Annotated in this window: 13 protein-coding genes; 3 read left to right on the forward strand and 10 right to left on the reverse strand. The window is 32.1% G+C overall.

The features are described 5' to 3' along the window. Positions 1-169: 169 nt before the first annotated feature. Complete coding sequence (locus Q7I96_06215; protein ID MDO9627199.1) at positions 170-2,908, reverse strand: DUF3656 domain-containing protein; 2,739 nt, start codon at positions 2,906-2,908, stop codon at positions 170-172. 254 nt (positions 2,909-3,162) lie between these two features. Continuing rightward, a complete protein-coding gene (locus Q7I96_06220) occupies positions 3,163-4,518 on the reverse strand; it encodes a response regulator (GenBank protein ID MDO9627200.1) in 1,356 nt (451 codons plus the stop codon). 297 nt (positions 4,519-4,815) lie between these two features. Here Q7I96_06220 and tmk point away from each other — a divergent pair, with 297 nt between their 5' ends. Further along, positions 4,816-5,439 carry a dTMP kinase gene (tmk, locus tag Q7I96_06225; protein MDO9627201.1) on the forward strand — a complete coding sequence of 208 codons (624 nt, stop codon included), beginning with the start codon at positions 4,816-4,818 and terminating at the stop codon, positions 5,437-5,439. A gap of 111 nt (positions 5,440-5,550) precedes the next feature. Here the strand turns inward: tmk and Q7I96_06230 are convergent, their stop codons facing one another. From Q7I96_06230 to Q7I96_06250, 5 genes are all read right to left on the reverse strand, one after another. Then, positions 5,551-5,766 (reverse strand): hypothetical protein, encoded by a 216-nt coding sequence (locus Q7I96_06230; protein ID MDO9627202.1) that lies wholly within the window; start codon positions 5,764-5,766, stop codon positions 5,551-5,553. Between the two features lie 153 nt (positions 5,767-5,919). Next, positions 5,920-6,882 (reverse strand): tyrosine--tRNA ligase, encoded by a 963-nt coding sequence (locus Q7I96_06235; protein MDO9627203.1) that lies wholly within the window; start codon positions 6,880-6,882, stop codon positions 5,920-5,922. Positions 6,883-6,969: 87 nt separating this feature from the next. Continuing rightward, the gene (locus tag Q7I96_06240) at positions 6,970-8,031 is read right to left on the reverse strand and encodes a 60S ribosomal export protein NMD3 (protein ID MDO9627204.1); all 1,062 of its coding nucleotides are present in this window, start codon (positions 8,029-8,031) and stop codon (positions 6,970-6,972) included. Positions 8,032-8,251: 220 nt separating this feature from the next. Beyond that, positions 8,252-8,659 (reverse strand): translation initiation factor IF-2 subunit beta, encoded by a 408-nt coding sequence (locus tag Q7I96_06245; GenBank protein ID MDO9627205.1) that lies wholly within the window; start codon positions 8,657-8,659, stop codon positions 8,252-8,254. A gap of 96 nt (positions 8,660-8,755) precedes the next feature. Beyond that, complete coding sequence (locus tag Q7I96_06250) at positions 8,756-10,753, reverse strand: minichromosome maintenance protein MCM (GenBank protein ID MDO9627206.1); 1,998 nt, start codon at positions 10,751-10,753, stop codon at positions 8,756-8,758. A 235-nt stretch (positions 10,754-10,988) separates the two neighbouring features. On the opposite strand from Q7I96_06250, the gene Q7I96_06255 reads away from it, so the two are divergent. Beyond that, positions 10,989-12,470: a cryptochrome/photolyase family protein gene (locus Q7I96_06255; GenBank protein MDO9627207.1), complete on the forward strand. Its 1,482-nt coding sequence runs from the start codon at positions 10,989-10,991 to the stop codon at positions 12,468-12,470. A gap of 203 nt (positions 12,471-12,673) precedes the next feature. Then, positions 12,674-13,108 (forward strand): hypothetical protein, encoded by a 435-nt coding sequence (locus Q7I96_06260; protein MDO9627208.1) that lies wholly within the window; start codon positions 12,674-12,676, stop codon positions 13,106-13,108. A gap of 61 nt (positions 13,109-13,169) precedes the next feature. On the opposite strand, the gene Q7I96_06265 is transcribed toward Q7I96_06260, so the two are convergent. The 3 genes from Q7I96_06265 to Q7I96_06275 all read right to left on the reverse strand — a co-directional run bounded on the left by Q7I96_06265 (position 13,170) and on the right by Q7I96_06275 (position 15,325). Next, on the reverse strand, positions 13,170-13,811 hold the full coding sequence (locus Q7I96_06265) for an SAM-dependent methyltransferase (GenBank protein MDO9627209.1): 642 nt from the start codon (positions 13,809-13,811) through the stop codon (positions 13,170-13,172). Positions 13,812-13,939: 128 nt separating this feature from the next. Next, positions 13,940-14,458, reverse strand: a complete 519-nt coding sequence (locus Q7I96_06270; GenBank protein ID MDO9627210.1) for a metallophosphoesterase — start codon at positions 14,456-14,458, stop codon at positions 13,940-13,942. A 177-nt stretch (positions 14,459-14,635) separates the two neighbouring features. Continuing rightward, positions 14,636-15,325, reverse strand: coding sequence for a hypothetical protein (locus Q7I96_06275; GenBank protein ID MDO9627211.1), 690 nt, complete (start codon positions 15,323-15,325; stop codon positions 14,636-14,638). Positions 15,326-15,447: the final 122 nt, after the last annotated feature.

Here is a 15,447-nt window from a genome sequence, read left to right on the forward strand (position 1 = left end):
TTTTTTTTATTAAATTGAGTTAATTAGAGATTATAATAATTATTTACTTCTATATGCTTATTCTTAAATGGAATATTTATAAGAATGGTGAGCGTGTGAAAAGAAATATTTTATAATGTAATAGAATTTCAGGATATTATTATAATTTTAAGGTAAGTTTTAGCTATAGCTAAACTAAATCTGTTTTATTCACTCCTCGAAGGAAATTTCCAGCAGTAATTCCTCCTGTTGAAACTTTTTTTATTTTACTCTTAAGCTTATCAATTTGTAAATTAGAATGATTTAAAGAATCAGCTAATGTTTTAGCATAATAATGTCCCATTTTTTCTAAATATAATGGTCCTTTAGCTCGGGCATCTATAGAAAAGTTGCAACAACCCAATTTCCCAAGTAATGGTAAATAATCAACTAGACAAACTTCTGCGGAGTTTTGAATTATACTTTGACAGTCTGCAGATATTTTCAAAGGGAAAATCTGGTTTTTAACATCTTTAAGCCCTACAAAAAAATCATCTTCCTTATTTTCTTTAAACAACTTAAACTGAGAATTTGACAACAAATTAGATGATAAAATACATTCCTGACTAACAATAGATTCCAGACTGCCTTGCAATATTATTTCTAAATCAATTGGATTTAAATTAGCTTGCTCCTGTTTATCCGCCCTAGAATTATTATAAACTATTAAATCTTTATTCAATAATGGTTTAATGTCATTTAGTGATAACTCTGGAGATAAGGTTAATAGAGAAAATAATGGAGAAACATGGGAAATACTTTGATTATTCCAGATATTTAATGCTGAAGAACCATAAACTTTCCATTGTGGATGATTTTTGTGTAAATAACTGGCTAATCCAGGACTACCGACCATAATTCCCATATCTAATTGAGAAATCTCTGAAGATATGGATTTTAAAAGATCCAGGATATGTAATCTACTTATATCTGGCCATTTCCAAACCATTTCAATATCTTTATTTTGGCATATATCATTCGATTCAATCAAAATATTTACAAATTCATCAAATAATCCCTTTTCTTGGAAAGCATTTTTATCCTTTAAAATATTTTTGTTTGGATTAAAACAGTTTTCATATATTTCAGATTCTGGCAATAGTGTGGGTTCTAAATATATTCGGTTAAAATTAGACTTTTTAGCTACTTTTAAAGTTTTAATATCACTTATATAAGCTGAAAGTGATGTATTCGAATCATTTTTTTTAATATTTTTAATATTTTTTAGATCTTTTAATTCTTCTTTTACCTCACTATATTCTTTCATTGAGGACTTTAATTCTTCTGTTACAATATTATATTCTTCAAATGACGATTTTAATTCATTAGGAGATGGTAAATAACTTTGAATAAGTTTATTTTCTACAGAATCAATTAAATCTCTTCTTAGCTGATTTATTTCTCGCAAAGGCATAAAAAGAGTTCCATCGTAGTTTAAATTTTTGAAAATAACATTAAATGGTTTTTTCCCCATTTTAATGACCTGTTTTTCTATTTCATCTACACTGACAGGTCTATTTATGGCCTCTTCCATGGGCATACTTGCCTTGACTTTAGTAGATATCTTTCCATTAGGGCCTACTAATTCTGCCTTCAGCTCAGGATAATTATTTTCAAGAACCTTAAACTCAATTTTCAAATTTAAAAATCTTTTTTTAGACTCAAAGGAGGGTATTAATTTTTTTAAATCATTTTTACGGGTTAAATAAACTTTAGAATTTATTTGGACGGTTTTTTTTGCTTGCACTATCAGGTTTTTCCCATTGAGTGCGGGTTCAGCATCCAGATCAAATCCAGTGCTTTTCAATTCGTTATCTATATCAAAAAACAACCCATCTCCCTTTTGAGGAATGGTAAGTGTTCTTAAAGAAATAATCACTTTTTTATCTTTTCCTTTGATTTTTTTCACATCACCAAGATAAAGACCTCTATGGCCTGGTTTTTCCCGAGCCATAATATTGTTTTTAGGACTAGGTAACAGATGTCCGGATGTAAATTCTCTGTTAAATGCTAGTTTCAGAGTTTCCATATCCTCTTGCAGTGGTTTCCAATTACCTTTAGCTATTTTATCAAGAGCCCTTCGATATATTCCTACCACAATACCCACATATTCTGGAGATCTCATGCGGCCTTCAATTTTTAGACTTTTAATCCCAGATTTTATTAATATGTCTAGCTGTGGATAATGGGCCAAGTCTCTAGTTGATAGCAAAAAATTTTCAGGTAAATCAACTTTATTCAGGTCATGAGGCCGACCATAATTATCCTGGGGTCCATAAACTAAAGAATAGGGTTTTCTACAGGGTTGGGCACACATACCTCTATTTCCACTCCTACCACCTATGAATGAAGAGAGAAGGCACTGGCCAGAATAACCATAGCATAAAGCACCATGAAGGAATATTTCCAGATCCAGATCACTGGATTTTACAAATGATTTGATTTCATCAATTGAGAGTTCACGAGAGAGCACGGCTCTTTTAAAACCATTTTTCTCCAACCATTTCAGACTTTCCTCATTATGTATGGTCATTTGAGTAGATGCATGGAGATTTAGATTAGGAACCACTCTTTGGGCTAAATTTACTACTCCCAAATCTTGTACTAATATGGCATCTACTCCTATTTGATAAAGTTTTAAGAGATATTGGTCCATAGCTGGTAGCTCTGAATCTTTAACTAGGGTATTAACTGTCACATAAACTTTCACTCCGTTTAAATGGGCATAGTTAACAACCTCTGAGATTTCTTTTTCAGAAAAATTTTCAGCAAAATGTCTTGCTCCAAAATTTTTTCCAGATAAGTACACTGCGTCCGCTCCTGAGTTTACAGCCGCTTTCATAGATTCAATAGACCCTGCGGGCGCTAAGAGTTCAGGAATATTTCTCAAGAGATCTCCTCCAAAATAATAATAATTAGTGGTAATGTGTATGATTAAGTTATAAATTATATTATGGTTGAATATTGTTTTCCCGATCATTAATACGTTAATAAGTCTTAATTTATTAAAATTCACCAATAAATAAGCATAATTTTGAATTATTAAAAATCTTATTAACAAAAATAAAATTATTAAATAGATTAATCATAGAAATTAAATTTTATAGTGAATCATATCCTAGAACTTGGATGGTTGATTACTAATCATCTAATTTCTATCATCATTTCTGAAACAATTTTAAGGAATTTTTCAACAATAACTCTGTTTTTCTCTTCGCTTTCTCTCAGCTTTTCCTCAGAAAGCTTTCGATGAATGGCTAATGCATAAAGGTCGGCTAATTGTTGAACTACGATTAAATCATTTTCGGTGTAATGTTCTTCACTATTAGATAGTGCTATCATTCCTATTCTTTTATCATTTAACATGGCCGGAACGCCAATGAAATTTTTAATAGGAATATGTCCTTCTGGTGTTCCTACGCATCTACTGTCTTCAGATGGGTTATTGGTAAGTATGGCTTCATTATTGTCAAGAACCCAGCCCCATAATCCCCCCACATCATTAAAAGAAAATTCGCTTTCAAAGACATTATCTATATGGCATTTTTCCCATACTTTTTTAGTAAGGCTGAAATTTTTAAGGTTCCTTGTGCCAGGCTCTACATAACCCACAAAACAAAATTCGCTTTTAGTAAGGTCTTTAGCATATTTTAACACTTGATTGGATATATATTCAATATCTGTAGGATTCAATAGTTTTTTTCCCAGCTTAGCCAGAGCCATATTAATTTCTGTTTCATGTGAAAGTGCATCTTCTGCCTTTTTTAAATCAGATATGTCTCTTAAAATTCCAGTAATTCCAATTAACTCACCTTCAGAGTTTTTTAGAGGAGAAAGTGATGTTTGAAAGTAAACTGGTTTATGAGCAATATTCCCTGACCAGTTATAAACAATGCTTTCACCACCTAAAACTCTTTTATTGGCTTTTTGGTGTATTTTATTATCTTCTCCAAACATTTCAACTGTCGTTTTACCAATAAAATCTTCAGCACGCACACCATATCGTTTAATTTGATTTTCAGAAATCATGGTGCAGCGCTCATCTAAATCCAGTGTGAAAAGTATGTCCTGCATCGAATTAACTATTATTCTATATTTTTCTTCACTTTCTTTAAGCCGAGTATCCATTTCGTTTTTGTAAAGAGCTACTTCAATGACACTGTGTAATTCACGGTCTTCAAAAGGTTTTATTATGTAACCAAATGGCCCGGTATATTTAGCTCTTTTGAGAGTTTTCTCATCGGAATAGGCCGTAAGGTATACTATTGGTATCTTAAACTTTTCTCCAATTACTTCTGCTGCTTCAATACCATCAATATTTCCTTTTAATACAATATCCATTAAAATAATATCTGGTTTGGTTTTCTCAGCCATTTCGATGGCTTTCTCACCGGAAGAAACTGTGGCGCTGACTTCATATCCTAAACTATCAAGCCTTTGACTAATGTCAATTGCTACAATGCTTTCATCTTCTACTACCATGACTTTAGTTTTAGACATAATTCACCCCTTGAATTTACAAAAAGGTTAATTTTATAATTATTTTATAATTAATTTAATAAATTATAGTTTTTAATTAATTATTTGTAAGAAATTCTTATTATAAATATCTACTAAAATTAGGTGAATGTAAATTATATTTAAAAAAAACATTTTGACTTGAAAATAATATTCTTATAATAATCTAAATCATATTTTTTCCATTATTAAAATTCTATTTTAAAACATTTCCCATTAACTTTGTTTGGATCTATTTTAAGAAAATATATTAAGATATAAATTATATAATGAAATCCTATGTACATTTGTTTGGAAGGTATTGATGGTGCAGGGAAGTCTACTCAGGTAAAACTACTGGAAAAATGGCTTGAAGAAAATGGATATGATGTAGAAATGATTGTGGAACCTACATCCTCTCCGGTGGGTGTGTTAATTCGTAAAATGCTTCAAGACCCTCGGGCCACAGAACCTGAATTTCAAAAGATGTTGGGCCTTCTTTTTGCAGCAGATAGATTAGCTTTAAAAGATAAACTTCTGGAAAATGAAGAAAATATCGATAATGATAATAAAATAATGCTTAGTGACCGTTGTTTTTATTCCAGTCTGGCCTATCAAAGCCCTTTTGAATGGATTACTGAGATAAATAAATATGCTAAAAGGCCAGATTTAGTGATTTTCCTGGATATCGATGTTAAAACTGCAGTTTCTAGATGTCAAGGAATTGATAAATTTGAAAATGAGTCTTTTTTAAAGAAAGTAAGTGCTAATTATAAGAAAATAGGGGAAAATTCCTTGAAAGAACATAAAAAAGAAAATTTTCTGGTTATTAATGCTAATAATGGCTCAAATCTGGTGCACCATGACATAAAAAAAGCATTAGCTCCTTATTTAGGAATTTGTGTTGATGGAATAGTAGATTAGTAAAAAAGTTAAACCAAGATTAGAAATAATAATAATATTAGAAATAAAACAATAGTTTAAAAATAATTTTTTTTTGAAAAAATAAGTATTTATAAAAAAGTTTTTTTAAAACTATTCTGTTTGAGATGGCTTCTTTCTTCCTTCAAATAATTCAATTCTTTCATTCAGTGATTTAACCACATATTCCCTAACTTTTTCCAACTCTTCCATTTCTCCTTTTAGCACAGGGCCGTGGTCAGTGTGGGCCAAATCAACCTCATAATTGGTAATTATTTCAGCCATGTTCCTTTCTGTTACTCCTGGTGGAATTCTCATTTCATATAGCATTATTATCACCTGATGAATTTAAATTTAAAAAATTAAGTATGTATTTTCAATTTTTTTATTTAAATTGTTTTGTCATTAATGTATTTATCTATTAAAGGATTATATGTTTATTAACCATTATTAGTTAAATTATAATTTAATAATTTGAGTTTATTAATTTTCAGCCATATACTCTCGCACTGGATTTAAAAATTCTATTAAATAATCAGTAACTGCATTTTTAAGATCCAATGGATGTAATTTCTCCTGAGAGTACATATCAATCAGTTCAGAATAATCCAATTCCAGATTTCCCCCGAATTTTTCAGGCCTTTTAATTATCAGTTTCTCAGTAAATGGGAAAATAAAGTGCTTGGCCATTTCAATAACGGGATTTCCTTCTACCTCTCCTACAGGACAGTAGCCTTTTTTCATCTTTTTCTTTATATCTTCTGGGGAATCATCAATGGCAATGAAATTGCCTTTACTAGAAGACATTTTCTCAGATCCATCAGTTCCATGGAGTAATGGCGTGTGCAAACATACCGGAGCGGTTTTTCCAATACGTGGCAGGTTTTCCCGGGCCAACATATGTATTTTTCGTTGTTCCATTCCGCCCATGGCCAGATCAGTTTCTAAAAATACCATATCAATAACTTGCATGAGGGGATAAATTACTTCGGCTACTTTGTGGTCCTCGGCATCCCTTGTAATCTGTGCCATACTTCTTTTGGCCCTTACTAATGTAGTAAGAAGTGCTAATTGATACACTTGTGTGGTATATTCTTCTTTGGTTTGGAAACTTGATCCTAGAATAAATTCTGTTTCGGGGGATAGTCCTAAGGCCAAAAAACATTTTTTATTGTATTCTGCCACTTCTTTTATTTCGTCTAAACTTCCTTTACCATTTAAAAAAGCATGATAATCTGCTAAGAGTATTTTTATTTTAAATCCTGCTTTTTGCAGATCTATCATTTTCATTACAGTTATGGTGTGACCTAAATGGACTTTTCCAGATGGTTCATAACCAATATAGGCTATTGGTTGCTCTTTTTTGAGCTTTTCTTCCAGTTCCCCTTCAGTAATTATTTCCAGTGTCCCCTGTGTAATTAACTCTATTTTTGATTTTAAGTCCATTTTTTCACCATGATAAAAATATTGAAATATTTGTAAATTTTTATATTATAACTCAAATTTATAGAATATTTAAGTTAATATTGTGGATTAGTTATTATTCAGTAATTGGGGAAGTATATATATTTCTCCATGGATTTGAATAACACAAACTTCTTGACCGATTTTAAAATCAGCTAAATTTTCAGTAAGGCTTAAATCAATAGGTTGAAACGTTTCCGGGTGTAAAATCTGAATTTCCGTAGGTGATTTTGAAGTTATACTCGTTATTTTAATTTCAGTGGCTTTGGCGGGTGATTTTATTTTTTCATATTCCTTCCAGAGCACACTGAAGTTTTTTAAGCTCTTTAAATTATCTGCAATAATTTTTCTAGAATCAAATGACTTCACTTGACCTATTTGGTCTTCATATTCAATGAAGTCACCTACTTGAAATTCTGGAAGGCGTAGAGAAATCCATGTCCGATAAAGTCCCTTTCCTGTAGATTTGTCTTGACTAATAAGTCGCGGAGATTCTTTGGTGATTCCTCCCAAAACTTCTTTTAAAGCAGATATGACTTTACGGGCCGATTTTTGGGATCCGATATAATAATCGATTCCTTCCTTCATTTCTACTCGCTGGGCAAGATATGCCATACGGCTTTTTTCCCACATACGGTCCAGTGTTTCATTAACTACATTATCGGCAGATTCTATTTCTGCTTTACTTAAATGGCGCTTGTCAGCTCTTAATTGAATAACTGTTTCATAATAACCAGAATTGAATTTACTGCAGTCCGGGCAGACGCTTTTATTAAGTCGAACATTTGCCTGATATTCCTGGCTTACTGCATCACCCATAACGGATCCTTTAACTTGAATCAAGCATTCTGCAATGGAACCCCTCATTTTGAGTATTTCCAGATCTATTTCTGGATTTTCAACTATTTCTTTAATTTCAATAGCTGCTTCCAGGGCCTGATAAATAATTTCTTCTTCAGGCAGTCCTAATTCTTTCCATTTACCTTCTTTGAGATTTGAATGGCAGTGAGCACACACTACAATTTTTATTTCATCGGGGAGTGAAATTAATTGAAAATCCTTTAAAAAACAGTCTTTACAAATACCTTCAATCATTTCTTTATCGGTGCTACCGCATTGTGGACAAAACATAAATATTTACCTTCAAAATTCGTATTTAAATTAATACCAATATTTTAATTATATAATAACATTCTAAAATTATTCAATCAATAAAAAAGGACTCGATTAAAGATTTAAACTAAAAACATTAGTCTAATTGGGAATTATAATTTAAATTATTAATTAAAATATTAAAAAATATCTGATTTAAAAATAATTTAATTATAATTTTTTTTTAAATAATGCTCGATTAGAGAGTTTTTAGAGGGGCTTTAGCACCACAGGCCGCACATTTGAGTAAAAATATACGATCTTCTCTGATGATTTTGGTATCTGGCCTATTACACTCATGGCACATAACGAATTTTTGAACATAATCCTCTAATCGCTCATTTATTAAAAAGTGAGTGAATTTTCCCTGCATGATGGCCCTTCCACCTTCCAGGTTTCCAGCAGTACCTAATTCTCTTAATAAGAACTTTAATAAGTGCTGAGGGTCTCGGTTCATAGCATCTGCTATTTCTCTGAAATTCTGGATGAAAGTTCTGTTTCCTTGAATTACAGAATAAGCTTTAGGTACGCTGAAACGTTTAGTTTCAAATACTTCTGGGGGCAGTTGTTCAATGGCCCGGTCTAATAATTTATCATAATCACTCATAATAATACCTCCAAATAGGGTAAATAAAATTTAAATAGAAATTTGGCGGAAAAATAAAATTTAATTTAAAAATTAAATTTCAAAAATCAAAAAGGATTATACAACCTTGAGGTAACCTCTGGAAGGTTCAAATATTACTCCTTTGTGTTTGAGGTTTCTTACAAACTCTTCCACCTTTTCTTCGCTTACATTATATCTATCTGCCATCTCAGATATAAGAATATTGGTAGGAGCACGTCCACCATATTCTTCTTCTAGTTCCTGTATTACGTCCAGAAGTATTCTTAATTTATCTCTTTCAGATTTAGGTGGTCTTCCTTCTACTTTGTCAATATCAATTTTCCCGGTTTCAGGATCCATTCCCACTTGCTTTAAACAGGCCTTAGTTAATTTAATGGCCTGATGAGCATCTTCTGTATCTACTTCAGGTTTAAGTTTTATTTTAGCACTGGCTTCAGATAACCGGATAATCGCTTCTAACTGCCTAGCAGTAATAGGTACTGGTGAATCATCATCAATGGAATTGTTTCTCATGGAAACGTAGAATTCTTCTAATACGTCCATGGCCTTGTCAGTAAGAACCGGGTGAATATTACGCCGGGCATAAGCAATATATTTTCTTAGAAGTTCTGGGTCAATCTCAAAATGCATACGGTCTTCTTTGTGTGTGTTTAAAATGTGACGTGCCAAACTTCTATCCTTTTCCTCTTCGGGCTTATCTTCCACTACAAAAGTCAAGTCAAACCGAGAAAGAATGGTAGACGGCAAATCAATCTGTTCGGCAAGGGATTTATAACTGTCAAAACGGCCGAATTTAGGGTTGGCCGCCGCTAGTACTGAACACCTTGAGTTTAAGGTGGCCATAATTCCTGCCTTAGCAATACTTATGGTTTGCTGTTCCAAGGCCTCGTGAATGGCTGAACGATCTTCATCTCTCATCTTATCAAGTTCGTCCACACAAACGTTTCCCTTATCTCCTAATACTAAAGCACCGGCTTCTAGGGACCATCCACCAAATTCATCTCTAACAGCTGCAGCAGTAAGTCCCACCCCACTTGTACCTTTACCACTGGTGTAAATACCTCTTGGAGCCAGCTTTGAGACATATTTGAGCATCTGGGATTTACCAATACCAGGATCTCCTACAATAAGGACATGAATATCTCCTCTCAGACGAGTCTTATCATCCAGTTCTTTTCCAGCACCACCAAATAGTTGCAAGGCAATGGCCTCTTTAACATCCCTATAACCGTGGATGGATGGGGCAGTGGATTTTATAATTTTATCATAGACATTAGGATCTGCAGCTAGTTCTTTAATCTTCTCTTCGTCTTCTGGTGAAACTAGGAGCTCTTCAAACTCTTGTTCTATGTGCTCAGTGTAATTACCATAAATAAAATTGTTAAATCTTTTTGTTTTATCATCTCGAACCGTTCTCAGAGTTCCGGTTATTCTTACAATATCTCCAGGGGTTAGAGTATCTACCAAATCGTCTTCTAATACAATTAGTATTTGTCGTGGTTGATCTCCACCAGAAAGATTTTCCAGTGGTTCTTGAACCTTAACTGTTTGAGTATCCATAAATTCAGATTCTTCCTGCAGTAAACGGAAAGAACGGCCACCACAGTCAGAACAAAGAGAGGGTTCAGTTATCATATTGCTACTTTGGGTAACTTCGTGTAAGCGCATGCATCCCCTACATTCAAAGGTGGCAGTAACAATTCTAGGGCGTATTTCATCAGTTTTACGGACAATACCATCCACTGAAATGAATTTACCTATAAATTTACTTCTAAGGAATCTTAAAGGTATGTTATTGGTTACATTCTCTAATCTAATATTCAAATCTGCGTTTTTTCGCAGGGGATCAATATTTTTTATGGCTTTTCTTGAAGCTTTAATTACTTCTTCGGGTTTTTCAATTAAAAGATCAGCTAAATCCGGATCAAACATTTCTAAATCCAAGTAATCAACTACTATGGATCTCTGGTCCGGATATTTCTCTAATGCTTCAAAAACATTATCTTTGTACTTTGTTGAGAAAAATTCCTCGAATTTGGCCAGTGATGTTTTTGTTTTATCGGAAGTTGTCATTGGTCAAATATATTATACTTAGATTATAAATCCTTTACTAGAGAGTGTGGGAAAAGTAAAAAATTATTTTTTCTATAAAAATTCTTAAATAAAATTAATAGTTAAGTTATTAAAATGTGATAATTTCTTATTTTTTAATTTAAAAAATGAAAAAAACTTCTAAAATATTGTGTATGTTAAATGTATCCAAGATTTTTCATAAATTAAACATATTAAATTAAACATATAATAATCTATGTCACGTTCTGAGAATGATTCGGCTACCATTATATTTCCCCATCAACTTTTTGAAAATAACCCTGCTCTTTTTAAGGGCCGCAAGGTCTTTTTGATCGAAGAACAGTTATTTTTTGGAGATTTTAAGTATACACTCTATTTTCATAAAAAGAAACTGGTTTTACACCGCGCCTCTATGAAATATTATCAGGATTTTCTCAAAAAACAGGGCTACGATGTAAATTATGTAGAATATCAAAAAGACGCTAAAATGAGCTATATTTTTAATGAGCTGGAAAAATATGATATTAATTACATATATTGTGCAGAATTAATTGATCATCTGTTAAAAAACAGGTTAATAAATAATTGTTCAGATCACCAGATTAAATTGGTTGAATTGGAAGGGCCTGGATTTTTGACACCCCTGTCATGGATAGACGATTATTTTGAAAATAAGAAAACTTATTTTTTAACTTCATTTTATATAGCTCAGAGGAAACGGTTAAATATTCTTTTAAGTGATGAAAGACCTGAAGGTGGCAAATGGAGCTATGATACTCAGAACCGTAAAAAACTACCTAAAAATATGCAGATTCCTATTTTATTAAAACTCAATACCAATAATTATATTGCAGAAGCCAGGGATTATGTGGATAAATATTTTTCAGAAAATCCAGGTGAGGTAAAAGATTTTTTTTACCCGGTAACTCACCATGATGCGAAAAAATGGCTTTCTGATTTTATATCTAAACGTTTAGTGTATTTTGGTGATTATGAAGATTCTATGCAAATGGATGAACCATTTTTATTCCATTCTATAATTTCATCATCTTTAAATATAGGTTTAATAACTCCTCAAGAAGTGATTAAAGATGTTTTAAATGCAGAGGCTCCATTAAACTCTAAAGAAGGATTTATAAGACAAATAATTGGTTGGAGGGAATTTATGAGGGCCATTTACATCAGAGAAGGCACCAAACAGAGAACCGGCAATTTCTTCCAAAACCATAAAAAAATAAATCAGAAGATTTACTGGGGTAAAACAGGGGTTCTACCATATGATGAAGTTGTTTCACGTGTTATTAAATATTCTTTTGCTCATCACATAGAACGTTTAATGGTTTTGGGAAATTTTATGCTGCTGGTCGATTTGGATCCCCATGATATCTATCGTTGGTTTATGGAAATGTTTATTGATGCATATGACTGGGTGATGGTGCCCAATGTCTATGGTATGAGTCAGTATGCCGATGGGGGTATCATTACCTCAAAACCCTATTTTTCTTCATCTAATTATTTACTCAAAATGAGTGATTTCCCCCGGGGAGAGTGGTGTGATGTTTGGAATGCTCTTTTCTGGAGATTCATGCAAAAAAACTGGAGCAAGATCGGAAAAAACCCTCGTTTGGCGTTATTGAAAAGGCATATTAAAAATAAAGATAAAATGAATCAGCAGATACAAATTTCTGAGGATTTTTTAAATGAATTATTTTCTTAGAAAAATTCTTATTAAATAAAAATTAATAGTTACAAATAATATAGTAAATTATAACTTATATTATTAATAGTGTCCCAAATTTTAAATTAAACTGTAATTCAACTTATTTGGCTTGAATAATATGTAATATGCCTATTTCAATATATTTGATAAATTTATTGTTAAATTTTTAATATTACACCTTTGGGTAAAACGGTGATTAAATGAAAAAATCAAGATTAAACTTATTTAGAGTTACATCCATGACCATTTCTATTTTAGGAGTTATCATGATTGTGGCCACAGTACTTCTATTTGCATATATGGGATTTGACAAAATTTCGCAAGGAATTTCATCGGGAGTAGATAGTGGATCTGCATATGATGATCTTGCAGCGCTAAATTCAGATTATTCTGCTCTTAAAATACAATATGATTCGATTAAAAAGGATATAAATCAGGGTAGTAGTGATGAACTGAAAAAAACTTATATAATTGCAGAATTAGAATTAGTGAAAACTAAATCGGCCATTGATGATGTTGATAGTGCATTATCCACTGGAAAATCAGATTCTATCGTTAATGAACGAATTAAAATTGCTAAAGATCAATTACAGACTGCTAAACAGAGTTTAAGTGATTTAAGAAGTCAAGTTTAATTCTTATTTCACTCAAAAATTATTTTTTTACAATTATTCTTTTAATTTTCATATTGATAAATTAATCTTGGTCAAATTTTTCATTAACCCATTTAACCCCTTTAAAGCCTCTTCCAATGATATACATTTCAGAGCTGAGTTTTCGCGAGGAAGCTGGTTTAGTAGTTTTGACCACATTAAATTCATTTTTCAGTTTTTTTAGCAGTTCTGGAAATTCAGGGCCTTGAAATGTTTTCATTATAAGTGCCCCTTTTGGTTTAAGAAGATTAGCTGCTATTTTATTTACATTATCTGCTAGATCCATGATTCTTATTCGGTCAATGTCTTTAATTCCAGAAAGTGAAGGCGCAGCATCGGATATAATGACTTCAGCTTTTCCATTTAGGGATTCATATATTTCTTTTTGAGTTTCAGATGATGTAAAATCGCCCTGAATGAAAATGAAATTTTCTTCGTCAAATGGTTTTATTTTTTGTAAATCCACACCAAGAACGGTTCCGGTTTCCCCTACCTTTTCTAGGGCCACTTGTGACCATCCTCCAGGTGCCGCTCCTAAATCAACAACATGATCTCCATCTTTAATAACTCTAAATTTTTTATTTAGTTGAATTAATTTATAAGATGCTCTAGAACGGTAATTTTCTTTCTTAGCACTTTTATAATAGTGTTCTTTTTTCTTTTCTACTTGCCAACGTTTTCCCATGTTATTTAACCTACTTATGTTATTTCTGTGGTATGCGTTATGTTTTGTTATATTGTTAATTTTATAATTAATAGATTAATCAAGATTAACTAAGATTAAATTTTTGAGCATATCAATTATTCAACACATTATTTCTCAAAATTCAGGGCTTTACACATCGGATCTCCTATTTTAATGATTTTAGCATTTATTTGCCCATTTTTAACATCTAGAATCATCACGGTTGGATCAGTAAGTCGGGGAGCAGTAGGGCTGCCTGGATTTAAAAGCAAAATGTTTCCAATTTCCTTTATAAACGCCTGGTGTGTATGGCCTGTAATTAAAACTTTAACATCCAGTTCCATAGCAATGTATTTTAATTGTTGTGTATCTCCCCGAGGAAAAACTTCGCCATGGTTCAGACCGATTTTAATACCTTCAACCTCAATTATTTTATTTTTAGGAAGATTAAGGCCATTATATCGGTCCATATTCCCTTGAACACAGTATGTTGGTGCTATTTTTTCTAAATCATTTTTTATATGGGGTGAAGTTAAGTCCCCTAGATGAAAAATCATTTCAACATTTTTAAATATGTTGAAAACTACTTCAGGAATTTCTGAAGCCCGGTCGGGTATGTGGGTATCTGATATAACTCCAATTAACATTTTTATCTCCAAATCTTTAATATTTTGATAATATTATATTTATGGTACTACTAAATGTTTAAAGTAAATTTTTTATAATTATTGATTATAGACTAAAATTAATAATTAATGAAATACGAAATAGTATTTCCGAGTTATATAATTCTTTTGATAAAATTTTAATATAGTAGAATTAATTTATTTGTAATCCAAATCTCCTAGATTATAAAGCTTCTGTAGGCTGGAAGCATGACTTATTTCGTAAAGAACGTAAGGATTATTAAAATAAGGATCTATAAGGCCTTTAGCAATATAGTAATAAGCTGCAAAACGTCCATATTCCTTCCAGACAATTTGTACATACAGTGGGAATCCACAACCAGGATTTATGAAAATGTCACCAGTTCTCACATTTCCATGGTTTACCATAGGAATGGGCCCTTCCTGCCCGTGTTTTTCCCCCACCTTGTTTACATAAGCCAGAGCATCATCCAAATTATCAAATTCAATACCATCAGCACGGTAATGATATTTGCCGTAATCGGGCCCAAATATGAATGTGCTGATAACTTCCGTCCAGCTAATGTCTGTACGTAGGCCATTAGGATCTATCATGGCCAGTTCGATTATGGTCACATTGCCTTGCTTAAACTGACGATAATTAGAATCACCAGCAAAATGAACTACTAATGCACATTTAGAGCCTTTTTTTCCCGCGTACTGACTTAACAATTCTGCATGGGGGTGGTCCGGGTACATATCTGGATTGGCCAGTTTAACAAGGGCTAAACGTCCTACTGGTTCAACAAGCCCAGTTTGAGTTGATATATATAAGTAAGATCCAAAAATTAGGACAACGATCATGGCTGCTAGCAAAAATTTTGACATTAAAATCCTCGAATAAATTTATTATTATTTTATTTTTAATCTGTGATTGGTTTAATTTTTCTTTTAAAGATGTATTAAACTATTATTTTCATCTATTGTTTATTATTTGTGAGGTTTATACT

This window comes from Methanobacteriaceae archaeon, assembly GCA_030656015.1.
In the GTDB taxonomy this organism is placed as follows: domain Archaea; phylum Methanobacteriota; class Methanobacteria; order Methanobacteriales; family Methanobacteriaceae; genus UBA349.